Genomic DNA, 12,261 nt, shown 5'->3' on the forward strand with positions numbered 1-12,261 from the left:
ATGCCAAAGGATACAACGTTTGAAATTCGGGCCGGTCACGGCCAGCAGCTGGGCGCAAACTATGACGGCAAGGGGGTCAACTTTGCGCTGTTTTCCGCGCACGCGGAGCGGGTGGAGCTGTGCCTGTTTGACCCTTCCGGGAAAACAGAAATCGCCCGCCTGGAGCTGCCGGAATATACCCATGAGGTGTGGCACGGCTATGTGCCCGACCTGAAGCCGGGGACGCTGTACGGTTACCGCGTTTACGGGCCATACGATCCGGAGAACGGTCACCGCTTTAACCCGCATAAGCTGCTCATCGACCCGTATGCCCGCGAGCTGGCAGGGGATATCGAGTGGAACGACGCCCACTTCGGCTATGAGCTGGGGCACGACGAGCTCGATCTCAGCTTCGATACGCGAGACAGCGCGCCGTTTACGCCGAAATGCAAGGTCATCGACCCGAACGCCGTCGACTGGCAGGACTCGCGCCGGCCTGACGTTCCGTGGCCGCGTACCGTCGTCTACGAAAGCCACGTGAAGGGCTTTACCCAGCTTAACCCGGCCATTCCGCCCGAGTTGCGCGGTACGTTTGAGGGGATGGGGCATAAAGCCTCCGTGGACTACATCAAAAGCCTGGGCATCACCTCGGTGGAGCTGCTGCCGGTCCACTGGTTCCCGGACGATCGGCACCTGCTCGATCGCGGTCTTAAAAACTTCTGGGGCTATAACTCGCTCGCCTTCTTTGCGCCAGCGTCCCGCTATTACGGCCCGGCGGGGATCCAGGGCTTCCGCGATATGGTGCGCGCGTACCACGACGCGGGCATCGAGGTGATCCTCGACGTGGTCTATAACCACACGGCGGAGGGTAACGAGCTGGGGCCAACCCTGTCGTTTAAGGGGATTGATAACTTCTGCTATTACCGCACCATGCCGGATCAGCACCGGTACTACATCAACGACACCGGCACCGGCAATACCGTCAATACCTCGCATCCGCGCGTATTGCAGATGGTCATGGACTCGCTGCGCTACTGGGCGGAATCGATGCAGATTGACGGCTTCCGCTTTGATCTCGGCACTATTCTCGGGCGCGAGCCGGAAGGGTTCGATCCGCGCGGCGGCTTTTTCGATGCCGTGACCCAGGATCCGGTGCTGTCAAAGCTGAAGCTCATCGGTGAGCCGTGGGATATCGGCCCCGGCGGGTATCAGGTGGGCGGCTTCCCGCCGGGCTGGGGGGAGTGGAACGACAAATACCGCGATACGGTACGGGAATACTGGAAGGGCGATAACGTCTCCACCGATTTTGCTGCACGCCTGCTTGGCTCCGGTGATTTGTACGATCTGCGCGGGCGTCGCCCGTGGGCCAGCGTCAACTTCATCACCGCGCATGACGGCTTCACGCTCAACGACCTGGTGTCGTACAACGAGAAGCACAATGCCGATAACGGGGAGGATAATAACGACGGCCATAACGATAACCGGTCATACAACTACGGTGAAGAAGGCCCGACGGAAAACCCTGACATCATCGCGACCCGCGAGCGGCAAAAGCGCAACTTCCTCACCACGCTCTTGTTCTCCCACGGCACGCCGATGCTGCTGGCGGGAGATGAGTTTGGCCGCTCGCAGAAGGGCAATAATAACGGATACTGTCAGGACAGCGAGATCTCCTGGATAAACTGGGAAGGGCTTTCTGAAAACGACGATAGGCTGCGCGAATTTACCCGTCGGCTGATTGCCCTGCGCGCGGAGCAGCCGCTGCTGCGGCGTGAAAACTGGCGCGACGGGCTGGAGATCCGCTGGTTTAACGCCGGCGGGGGGCTGCAGCAGTCGGAACAGTGGGACGAAGGCTCCACCCTTGGCCTTGCCATCAGCCGACCGGATCTCGAAAAGGAAGAGGGCGTCTGGCACGACGTGCTGATGCTGTTTAACCCGTTTGAAGGCACGGTCCCGTTCCAGATCCCGCAGTTCGGGGAAGGCGGCTGGGTGCTGGAGCTGTCAACGGCGGACGATGCCCCCACCGGGGAGATCATCACGGAATCCGTCGATTATGAGCTGGCCGGGCGGAGTATCACCCTGTTCCGTCGTCCTTAAAGCGAGGCCGCCGCGCGTGCGGCGGTATCATACAGGGACGAGATCGCGCGAAGCAGCTGCGCGGTCTCGCCAATCGACGTTCCCGGAATGCCGCTTTCCGCATGAATGGCGATCAGGCAGGCCTCCCGCACGTCCCGGTACTTCATGCACAGCGCTTTGCCTTCCTCCGTCGTCGAGAAAAAGAGCTCTTTCCCCGCTTTTTCACTGGTGACGTAACCCGCCTTTACCAGCTTTTTCAGCGCATACGTCACCACGTGGGTATCTTCCACGTTCAGCACAAAGCAGATGTCCGCCAGCTTTTTCTTGCGGTTGCGGTGGTTAACGTGGTGCAAAAGCGAGACGTCAAAGGCACCCATATCCGGCTCGCCCGCCGCCGTCATGCAGCGCACCATCCACTTGTTGAACGCGTTGCTGGTCATGATCAGCGCGTATTCCAGCTCCGATAGCTCGGCACACCGCTCTGAGACCAGATGGCGGGAGGAGACGATACGCCCGTCCGCAATATCGTCGTGGCCTGGCGCCGTCTTCGTTTTGTCTTTTGTCATACCGCTCCTTCTCCCGAAATGTAAACCCGTCGATAAAATAAGAACATTTTATTGATAAATTGTTTACATGTTTTTGACGTTCAGATATAGCTTTTTAGTGCAGGTTCTGCGGAGCCTCACGCAAAACACAACATCGCGCGCCGTAATGCACCGGCTTCGCTCTGCTGCGAAGTATAAAAAATAGCCGTCGGCGCGCAACGCTCACTTTGGATAGGGTAACGTTTATGGACAGTTCTACACTGTTGCCGCTTATCGGGATACCGGTAGTGGTTATTGGTTTTGCACTGCGCTTCAACCCGCTGCTGGTTGTCGTGGTGGCGGGGCTGGCGACGGGCCTGCTGGTTGGCATGGATTTCGGTATGCTGCTGGAAACCTTTGGCGAAAAGTTCGTGAATAGCCGATCGCTTGCCACCTTCATTCTGATCCTGCCGGTCATTGGCCTGCTGGAGTATTACGGGCTGAAGGAGCGGGCGCAGGCCTGGGTGGCGAAGATCGCCAGCGCGACCTCGGCGCGTATCCTGATGCTCTACTTTGTCGCCCGTGAGGGAACGGCGGCGCTGGGGCTGATGTCGCTGGGCGGCCACGCGCAGACGGTGCGCCCGCTGCTGGCGCCGATGGCCGAAGGGGCGGCGCTGAACGAGTACGGCGAGCTGCCGCAGACTATCCGCGACAAAATTAAGGCGCACGCCGCCGCCTGCGACAATATCGCGGTGTTCTTTGGGGAGGATATTTTTATCGCCTTCGGCGCGGTGCTGCTGATTGACGCGTTTCTTAAAGAGAACGGGATCGAGGGGATCGAGCCGCTGCACATCGGCCTGTGGGCCATTCCGACCGCCATCGCTGCCCTGATTATTCACATGACGCGCCTGCTGCGCCTCGACGCCAGCATTCGTCGCGACGTGATGGCCTGGAAAGCAGAGCAGGGCACGCAGGAGATCGCATCATGATGACGCTCATCACCATTAACCGCGTGTACTACCTGATTGGCTTTGTTGTGATGCTGCTGGTCGTTATGACCCTTCGCGACCGCGCCAACCCGAAACGTTTTACCACCGCGCTGTTCTGGTTCCTGTTCGGCGGGATCTTCCTGTTTGGCGATCTGATGGTGCAGGAGCTGGGCAAGTCGCTGGCGTATCGCATCATTGGCGGCGCCGTTATCGTGATTGCGCTGCTGGCGGGTTTTGGGCTGGTCGGGAAGGGGCATTATAAAATGTCCACCGAGGAGGAGCGCGTCGCCTCGTCGAACCGGTTGAAAAACTGGCTGTTCCTGCCGGCGCTGATGATCCCCGTGGTGACGGTCATCGGGACGCTGTTCCTGAAGGGCGTGTCGATTGGCGGCGTTTATCTGCTCGACCAGAAGCAGCTTACCCTGGCGGCGCTGTGCGTGGCCTGCGTGGCGGCAATCCTCACCGGCTGGTGGCTGACGAAAGGCACGCCGCTGCATGCGGTCCGTCAGTCTCGTCGGCTGGTGGATACCATCGGCTGGGCGGTGATCCTGCCGCAGATGCTCGCCATGCTCGGCGGGGTATTTGTGGTGGCCAATACCGGCGAATCGGTCCAGAAGGTGGTCAGCCTGTTCGTCAACCCGGACAGCCGCTTTATGCTGGTGGTGATTTACTGCGTGGGGATGGCGCTGTTTACCATGATCATGGGCAACGCCTTCGCCGCGTTCCCGGTGCTGAGCGCCGGTATCGCCCTGCCGTTCCTGATTAACGTTCATCACGGCAACCCGGCGCCGCTGCTGGCTATCGGGATGTACGCGGGCTATTGCGGCACGCTGATGACCCCCATGGCCGCCAACTTCAACATCGTGCCCGCCGCGCTGCTGGAGCTGAAGGACAAATATCAGGTCATCAAGATCCAGATCCCGACCGCGTTAACCCTGCTGGTGGTAAACGTGTTCTTAATGTATTTCCTCGTGTTTCGCTAAGGAGCCGCTATGGAATTAACGCAACAACAGGCCGACGCGTTCGCCAGAATGCCGTTGACCTATTTACGTCAGGAATACCCGAACCACATCATGCATCTGCTGAACGATGACGGCGACGTTCTGCCGCCCCGCGAGCTGCACCCGATTTTTTACGGCTGCTTTGACTGGCACTCGGCGGTGCACGGCTACTGGCTACTGCTGCGCTGCCTGCGCCTGTATCCCGAGCTGCCGTGCCGGGAAGAGATCGTCGCCCTGTTTGAGGAACACCTGACCGACGAGAAGGTGGCGAAAGAGCTGGCCTATTTCAGCGCGCCGTTCCGCGCGTCGTTTGAGCGACCTTACGGCTACGGCTGGCTGCTGGCGCTGGCGCAGGAGCTGCAACAGTCCTCGCTGCCGCAGGCGGCGCGCTGGTACCAGACGCTGCAACCGCTCACGCTGGATATTCGTCAGCGGCTGGTGGATTACCTCAGCAAGTTAACCTACCCAATCCGCGTCGGGACGCACTACAACACCGCATTTGCGCTCTCGCTGGGGCTGGATTACGCCCGGGCGGTGAACGATAACGCGCTCGAGCAGGTTATCCTGGACGCGGCAACGCGGTTTTATCTCGCGGACACCCGCTATCCCGCGCACTATGAGCCGGGCGGCGACGAGTATATTTCCGGGGCGCTTACCGAAGCCCTGCTGATGAGCAAGGTGACGGACAATTTCCCGGCCTGGTTCGATGCGTTTCTGCCGGACGCGGGCGCCGTGTCGGCGCTGATGTATCCGGCAGAGGTGAGCGATCGCACCGATCCGAAAATTGCGCACCTGGACGGGCTCAACCTCAGCCGCGCCTGGTGCATGAAGCACGTTGCGCACGCCCTGCCGGAAAACCATCCGGCGCGGCAGGCACTGCGCGATGCCGCCGCGCGCCATCTGGCGGCAAGCGTGGAGCATGTTGTCGGCAGCCACTACAGCGGCGGGCACTGGCTGGCGAGCTTTGCGCTGCTGGCGCTGGAGTAGCCCAGGCTAGCGCTTATTTTATCAGCCTCAGCGACCGTAACCGGCTTACGCTAACGAATACGGATCCCGCTGAGGCTGCCGTGGCGATCCACAGCGCAGCATGCACCGGTCTTCCCTCTGCCGTCAGCATAACCCCCACAACCGCTGCACCGAGACACTGCCCGAACGTCCGCATGATGGACAAAACGCCAGAAGCGAAGCTCGCATGGTCACGGGTAACGTTTGAGAGCATCTCCCGGTTATTGGGGCTCTGGAAGCAGCCAAACCCAATACCGCACACCAGGCACCGCAGGCAGATATCCCACATGGCTGGGCTGGCTGGCAGCGTCGCCAGAAGCCCCAGCCCCAGAGCGAAAATCATCAGCCCGAGAGTTGAGATCGGCGGAGCCGAAATCGTGTCCGCCCACCGGCCGGCATGGGGAGCAATGAGCACGATCCCCAACGGCCACGGCGTAAACAGCAGGGCAGAGACGAGCGGGCTATAGCCATAGACGCTCTGAAACAGGAACGGCAGGGCAATGAAGGCGATCCCCTGGCTGACGAACGCAGTCATCGAGGTAAGGGCCGCGAGGGTAAAACGCGCATTTTTAAACATTGCTGGCGGCAGCAGCGGGTTTTCCGTACGGCGGATCTGCCAGATAAAGGCGATGCCGCTCGTCGCAGCGATCGCCGCCCAGCAGAGGCTGGCGGTGTAATGTGCTGCGCTCTGGAAACTGTTCGCCGCCACGATCGTTGAGCCCAATATCAGCGCCGATAAAATGGCCCCGAGTGAATCGAAGGGCGCCCGAACGCTGATAGCCTGGCGCGGCAGCGCTCCGGTTGCCAGCAGCAGGGCCACCGCACCGGGAATAACGTTTACGGCAAACAGCCATTGCCAGCTCAGGGTGTGTAGAAGAGTGCCGCCCAATACCGGCCCAAGCGCCGAGCTGGAGGCGATGAGCAGGGCGTGTAAACCCAGAACGCGGCCAAGCAATCGGCCGGGAAACACGGACCGCAGTATCGCGGGCGCGATGCTCAGCGTCGCCGCGCCGCCGATCCCCTGCAGGATACGCATCACGATAAGCATTCCGGGGCCTGTTGCCAGCGCGCAGCCCAGCGATGTCAGGGTAAAGGTCATAAGGCCTGCCAGAAATACGGGGCGGTAACCCAGACGTGCCGCCAGCGCCGCGAATAGCGCCAGCGTCATGGCCGCCGCCAGCAGATACCCGTTGGCAAACCAGACGGCGGTGCTGGCGGGTACCTGCATCGCCTGCGCCATGGACGGCAGGGCGACGTTGATCATGGTGCCGTCAAATAAGCCCATTAGCGTGGTGGTCATTACCGCGGCCAACACCCGGGCGCGCGCCGGTCCCGGCAGGCCGTCATCGCCGGGTTGGCTGGAAAAGAGCGTCATCTTGCTGTCTCCTGATAAGGATGGTGGATGACGGAACTATAAAGATGGCTTTTACGTGGCGGAAGGCGCACCATTTGCACTTTATCGTTGCATGAAACGCCTTGTCTGAATCCTGGGAGATTAGTCATGTCCGATCCCGATTTCAATCTGCTGGTTGCCCTCGACGTATTGCTGAGCGAAGCCAGCGTTGCGGGTGCGGCCCGCCGTTTACGCCTAAGCACCTCGGCCATGAGCCGCACCCTGAGCAGGCTGCGCGACGTAACGGGAGATCCAATCCTGGTGCGCGCCGGACGCAACATGGTACTGACGCCCTGGGCGCAGGCAACCCGGGAGCGCGCCCGGCGCGCGGTGCACGAGGCGAAGGCGGTTTTGCAGCCATCCACCGAAACGTTCAACGTCGAAGATCTTTCGCGCCTTTTCACTATTCGGGCAAACGACGGTTTTGTGGTGGCGTTTGGCCCGGCGCTTATTGCGGCTGTGGCCGATGCCGCACCGGACGTCTGCATACGCTTTGCGCCAAAGCCTGAAAAAACGTCGCGCTACCTGCGTGAAGGTCTGGTCGATCTGGAGATTGGCGTGCAAAGCAATATGGGGCCTGAAATACGTCTGCAAAGACTGTTTGAGGATCGGTTTGTGGGCGTGGTGCGTAAAGGGCATCCGCTGGCCTCCCTGGCAGAAAAAAACCTGGAAGACTATGTCTCCTGGGGCCACGTGGTGGCGTCCCCCGAAGGCACGCTGCACGGCTTCGTCGATGACGTGCTGGCAGAGCGGGGAATGACGCGAAAAATCGCGAGCGTGGTGCCGGGATTTCCGACGGCGCTTTCCGTGGCGCTGGCGTCCGATCTAATCGCCATGATACCCGCACTCTATTTAGCTAATCAGCAGGTTACGGAACAGGTTCACGTTTTTGAGCTGCCGTTCAAAAGCCGGCGCATTACGGTGTCGCAGATGTGGCACCCAAGGATGGAGCGCGACCCGGGTCACCGCTGGCTGAGAGAGAAAATACTTGCGATATGTAGCGTGCAGACAATAAAGCTCATAGAAGATCAAAAGGATGATGATATTGCCACTATCAGGAGTAGAACATGAACAAAATGATAGTGGCGCTTACGCTTTTATTTATCCTACTCATTGTGCAAGGGTGTAAAGAGAATATGCAATATGAACCACAAGATTTTTTTGATGGCCAACAGCTGAAAATTGCTCAGATTATTTATGACGGTAACGAAGAACAACTTAGCCAAAAACTGATGACCGTCAGTAAAGACGAGTTGAATCGTCCTGCGAAAGCCGAAATGACGTTGCTATTCTGGTCAGTGCTCAACTCAACCTGGGATGATACCGCTCCGGCAAGGTTAAAAATAATAACAGATCTGGTTAAGGCCGGAGCAGATCCGTTGCAACCCAGATCGGAAGGTGGGAGCAGTCCCGCTGAGTTTGTTCTTCAGGGAGACAAAGGGATCTGGATAAAAGCTATGCTGGACGGTGGACTTTCTCCGGACGCCAGGGATACGACTTTTGATAAGCCAATAATATTCGAAACATTAAAAGCAAAAAATACTGAGACCTTAAAAGTCATGCTTGAATCGGGAGCAGATATCAATGCGAGAGGAGCAATGGAACGCACTTTACTAATTAATGCCTTGTATGCCGGAAAAATCGACCATATTAAGCTTTTATTAGATAAAGGAGCGAATCCGCAGCTCAGTGATTCATTTGACGAGGACTTCATATTTTTAATTAATAAAGAAATATCGCGAAAAGACAATAATAATGAGTATGTGAAAAGTTTGATTAATATTCGCGATACAATGTTACCCAACAGTCCAGAGTGACGTCAGGCTGTACATATCAACGGGAGTAAAGAAATCCCGCCGGTAGCGGCGGGATTCTTATGGCATGAATGTTTAGCGCGTCTGGCTGATAAGCTTGCGCCAGACTCTGTTATGCAATGTAAATAGCAGCATCTTATAGAAAGCGGTAGAAAGGATACAGCTGCCGCTAAGCCCCAGCATGACAATACTCACCAGCGCCGCGGTCAGGCTGACGCCCGGATAAGAACAACCGCTCAGCGCAACCAGCAGATAGGCTGCCGTTAATACCAGGCTTAGCACCGCCAGCATAAGATGTAACCGCACGGCGCGCATGCTGCCTTTGCCAATCATAAACATCGTCACTCCGTTGATGCCGGCGAAGAGCAGGGCGATCAGCACAACCCAAACGAATACGCGCTCTGATGGCTGGCCAAGTACGGTGATTACGCCATACCCCAGCCACAGTTGAGGAATGGCGAAACTGACAATCACCCCGAGCGTACTGACCGCTGCCGGTATACCCATGGTATGTAGCCCCACAGGCTTAACCATCTCTTCAGCCAACTGCGTCTTCAGCTGCTGCAACTGTGTCGGGGCGGCATTTTTTATGCGGGCGGACACCTCGTTACAATATTGCAGGCGGCGGGTTAAAACTTTAAACATTTGAATACTCAGCGCTCAGGAACCAGGCAGTAACTTTACTTGAAGATGCCGCTTTCATCAGCTTGTACATTTCTAATGTACCTCGTAGCGCGATTCCTGCCGCAGTCAGCGAAATGACATCCAGAACCGTCGTTGTGGCAACGTACCAGTCCTGGCTGTCGAGCCAGGCAACATCGGAACCATGGACGTTATGGATGATAAGCAGACGGCCCGCGCCAATCATGCATTGTGCTCCCTTAGCCAGTGTGCCGGACAGGCTAATCGCCGCAATCACGCCGGGCATGCCATCATCGAAAATGATGCCGACATTGTAAAAGTTACGTGTGCAGTCGAGCTGAGCGGCAGCTTTTAAAGTCGATATCAGTACAGGGCAGCAGGCCAAGGCTGCGCGAGAGATCATAAGAGGGAAGGGTGCTGTCAAGCGACTGCTTACCGGGGAAATACATCGGAGAGTTCCTTCATTCCGTGAAGACTGTTAGTTAGATAATATCAGCGTTAACTCAGCGATCAAATCACACACTATTCATCACCACAGGTGATTTAACATAATATACATTATGCGCACTTAGGTTGTAACGGCAAAGTTGTAATGTCCGTTCTGGGCTAAGTTAAGATGTCCGTCACGTAGATTCACCATCGAGGGATTCTGATGACGGCACACTCCGCGGAGTTTTTCACTTTGGACGAAGTTAACCGATTCAAAATCATTCAGGACGTTGTCGACCGGCGTCTGACCACACTGATGGCCGCGCAGCGCCTTGGTATTTCCGATCGTCAGTGCCGACGCCTTCTGTCGCGTTACCGTGAATATGGCCCACTGGGTATGGCTAGCCGTCGTCGTGGAAAACCCAGCAATAACCAACTACCTGATGGTCTTGCCCAGTACGCACTCAATATTATCCGCGAACGCTATACCGACTTTGGGCCTACGCTTGCGTGCGAGAAACTCGCAGAACTGCACGATATTCACCTGTCCACCTATTTTGAAGCCACCAGGGGCTATCTGGAAAAGCATGGCAAACCACTGGCATTGTATAGCGACAAAGCCAGCGTCTTCAGAATCAACAATAAAAATGCCACCGGCGGCGATGGTTATACCCAGTTTGGCCGTGCGATGCACGAACTGAACATCCAGACTATCTGCGCCAATACCAGCTCAGCTAAAGGCCGCGTGGAGCGCGCCCATCTGACGCTTCAGGATCGCCTCGTAAAGGAACTCAGGCTCAGGGGCATTTCTTCAGTTGATGCAGCCAATCATTTTGCTGATGAGTTTATGACTGATTACAACCGGCGTTTTGCGAAAGCGCCCCGGCATGACTTTGATGTGCATCGACCACTTGAGAATGACGATGATCTGGCCGCATTTTTCACATGGCGGGAACAGCGCCGTGTTTCAAAATCCCTGACGGTGCAGTATGACAAAGTACTCTATCTGATTGAAGATAATGAGTTAAGCCGCAGATCTATTGGGAAGTACATTGAGGTCTGGCATTACCCGGATGGCCGGAAAGAACTCCGGCTAAACGGAGTCGTCCTTCCCTACTCCACTTATGATCGTCTTCAGGAAATTGACCTAGGTGCTATCGTGGACAACAAGCGCCTCGGGCGGACACTTGAGTTTATTAAGCTGGTTCAGGACAAACGCGACAATAACCGATCTCAGGCTCTCCCTGCCGGAGATGGCCCCTCGCGGCGGCGCAGAAAACCCACGCAGAAGAAATCCCAGCGTTCCCTGAATGGTGACGATATGCTGGAAGCATTGAAGACATTACAGTCCCGTTCTGAAGAAATTTTCGGTACAAGGAAATAACAAATCTCTGAAGGCAAACATAATCCCACCCTTCATAGAACTGAAATGCCAGAGAGCTTAATGTCCGCTTTGAGCGAAGAGCGGACATTATGACCTTATCACTCTCTGCAAAAGTTGAACTTATCATTCATGACATAAGTCTCTTCAGCGAAGACTTTAAAGCATCTAGAAAGACAGTAACGCGGCATGGCAGGTAGCGCTTTGTCGGAAACAGCGCCCATATTGCCAGCATGTGGCATTCCGCATCACTAAGTGTTATTTCGACGAGTTCTCCGGTTGCAAGTTCAGAGTGAATATCTGCTTTTGTTAGTTGTGCCAGGCCCGCTCCGGCCTTACACATACTTCGGACACCTTCTACATTGTTACAAATGAACCGTGGCTCAAATAAATGACTGAGTAGGTTCCCATCTTTCACAAATGTCCACTGAGACACCATTGCCGTTCTCAAACACAGATGATTGGTCAGTTCTGCCAGAGTGGTGGGAATCCCGTGCCGGGAAAGATAAGCAGGTGAGGCACAGAGGACCCGGGGGTTGCTGCTGAGTCTGTGGGCAATCAGGTTCGAATCCTTGAGCGGGGCAACCCTGATGGCCACATCGTATCCCTGACCCACGATATCCACTACGTCATCGCTAAGGTTGAGGTCGATTTTCATCTTCGGATTCCGTTCCATGAGTTCAGGCAGCAGGGGAAGTATGCAACGGCGGCCGATGCCGGAGGGTGCCGTGATCCTCAAGAGGCCTGTTGCCCCGCCAGCGTCCTCACTGAACATAATCCGCGCGCCCTGCTCTGCTTCCATCATGGTTCTGGCATAGGGAAGAAATTCTTCGCCCTCGCTGGTCAGTGAGACCGCGCGGGTCGTACGCTGAAACAGGCGCGCCCCTAAATCCTTTTCCAGCTGGGCGAGATGTCGCGACACGCTCATCGCGCTCATGCCAAGTCTGCGTGCGGCCTGAGAAAGATTGCAGGTTTCCGCAAGTACGGTGAACAGTTCGACGTCCCGAAGATTCATTATATCTATTTCC

Annotated in this window: 12 protein-coding genes; 7 read left to right on the forward strand and 5 right to left on the reverse strand. The window is 56.7% G+C overall.

The genetic code is table 11. From position 1 onward, the window contains the following. A complete protein-coding gene (gene glgX, locus MOQ06_RS10355; protein WP_242172745.1) occupies positions 1-2,076 on the forward strand; it encodes a glycogen debranching protein GlgX in 2,076 nt (691 codons plus the stop codon). Here the strand turns inward: glgX and MOQ06_RS10360 are convergent. Further along, on the reverse strand, positions 2,073-2,621 hold the full coding sequence (locus MOQ06_RS10360; protein WP_148422680.1) for a winged helix DNA-binding protein: 549 nt from the start codon (positions 2,619-2,621) through the stop codon (positions 2,073-2,075). The two genes, glgX and MOQ06_RS10360, sit on opposite strands and share 4 nt — an antisense overlap. A 224-nt stretch (positions 2,622-2,845) precedes the next feature. Here MOQ06_RS10360 and MOQ06_RS10365 point away from each other — a divergent pair, with 224 nt between their 5' ends. Genes MOQ06_RS10365 through MOQ06_RS10375 form a run of 3 tightly spaced genes read left to right on the forward strand, consistent with a single transcriptional unit; the run spans position 2,846 to position 5,556 of the window. Beyond that, positions 2,846-3,568, forward strand: coding sequence for a DUF969 domain-containing protein (locus tag MOQ06_RS10365; RefSeq protein WP_148422681.1), 723 nt, complete (start codon positions 2,846-2,848; stop codon positions 3,566-3,568). After that, positions 3,565-4,551: a DUF979 domain-containing protein gene (locus MOQ06_RS10370; RefSeq protein ID WP_047354811.1), complete on the forward strand. Its 987-nt coding sequence runs from the start codon at positions 3,565-3,567 to the stop codon at positions 4,549-4,551. The genes MOQ06_RS10365 and MOQ06_RS10370 overlap by 4 nt, the downstream gene beginning before the upstream one ends. A gap of 9 nt (positions 4,552-4,560) precedes the next feature. Further along, positions 4,561-5,556, forward strand: coding sequence for a DUF2891 domain-containing protein (locus MOQ06_RS10375; protein WP_242172748.1), 996 nt, complete (start codon positions 4,561-4,563; stop codon positions 5,554-5,556). Between the two features lie 13 nt (positions 5,557-5,569). Here MOQ06_RS10375 and MOQ06_RS10380 read toward each other — a convergent pair whose 3' ends face one another. Further along, positions 5,570-6,949, reverse strand: coding sequence for an MFS transporter (locus MOQ06_RS10380; RefSeq protein WP_242172751.1), 1,380 nt, complete (start codon positions 6,947-6,949; stop codon positions 5,570-5,572). Between the two features lie 126 nt (positions 6,950-7,075). On the opposite strand from MOQ06_RS10380, the gene MOQ06_RS10385 reads away from it, so the two are divergent. Together MOQ06_RS10385 and MOQ06_RS10390 are read left to right on the forward strand one after the other, a co-directional pair. Beyond that, positions 7,076-8,038 (forward strand): LysR family transcriptional regulator, encoded by a 963-nt coding sequence (locus MOQ06_RS10385; RefSeq protein WP_242172754.1) that lies wholly within the window; start codon positions 7,076-7,078, stop codon positions 8,036-8,038. Continuing rightward, positions 8,035-8,784, forward strand: a complete 750-nt coding sequence (locus MOQ06_RS10390) for an ankyrin repeat domain-containing protein (protein ID WP_242172757.1) — start codon at positions 8,035-8,037, stop codon at positions 8,782-8,784. Before MOQ06_RS10385 ends, MOQ06_RS10390 begins: the two co-directional genes overlap by 4 nt. A 72-nt stretch (positions 8,785-8,856) precedes the next feature. On the opposite strand, the gene MOQ06_RS10395 is transcribed toward MOQ06_RS10390, so the two are convergent. Then, positions 8,857-9,426, reverse strand: a complete 570-nt coding sequence (locus MOQ06_RS10395) for a hypothetical protein (protein ID WP_242172760.1) — start codon at positions 9,424-9,426, stop codon at positions 8,857-8,859. Continuing rightward, positions 9,419-9,826, reverse strand: a complete 408-nt coding sequence (locus MOQ06_RS10400; protein ID WP_242172762.1) for a hypothetical protein — start codon at positions 9,824-9,826, stop codon at positions 9,419-9,421. Before MOQ06_RS10400 ends, MOQ06_RS10395 begins: the two co-directional genes overlap by 8 nt. Positions 9,827-10,075: 249 nt before the next feature. Between MOQ06_RS10400 and MOQ06_RS10405 the strand changes: the two genes are divergently transcribed. Further along, positions 10,076-11,236, forward strand: a complete 1,161-nt coding sequence (locus MOQ06_RS10405) for an ISNCY family transposase (RefSeq protein ID WP_242172765.1) — start codon at positions 10,076-10,078, stop codon at positions 11,234-11,236. A gap of 127 nt (positions 11,237-11,363) precedes the next feature. On the opposite strand, the gene MOQ06_RS10410 is transcribed toward MOQ06_RS10405, so the two are convergent. Further along, positions 11,364-12,248, reverse strand: coding sequence for a LysR family transcriptional regulator (locus tag MOQ06_RS10410; protein WP_176610321.1), 885 nt, complete (start codon positions 12,246-12,248; stop codon positions 11,364-11,366). Between the last annotated feature and the right edge of the window lie 13 nt (positions 12,249-12,261).

Source organism: Enterobacter sp. I4 (assembly GCF_022669095.1).
GTDB lineage: Bacteria > Pseudomonadota > Gammaproteobacteria > Enterobacterales > Enterobacteriaceae > Enterobacter > Enterobacter pasteurii.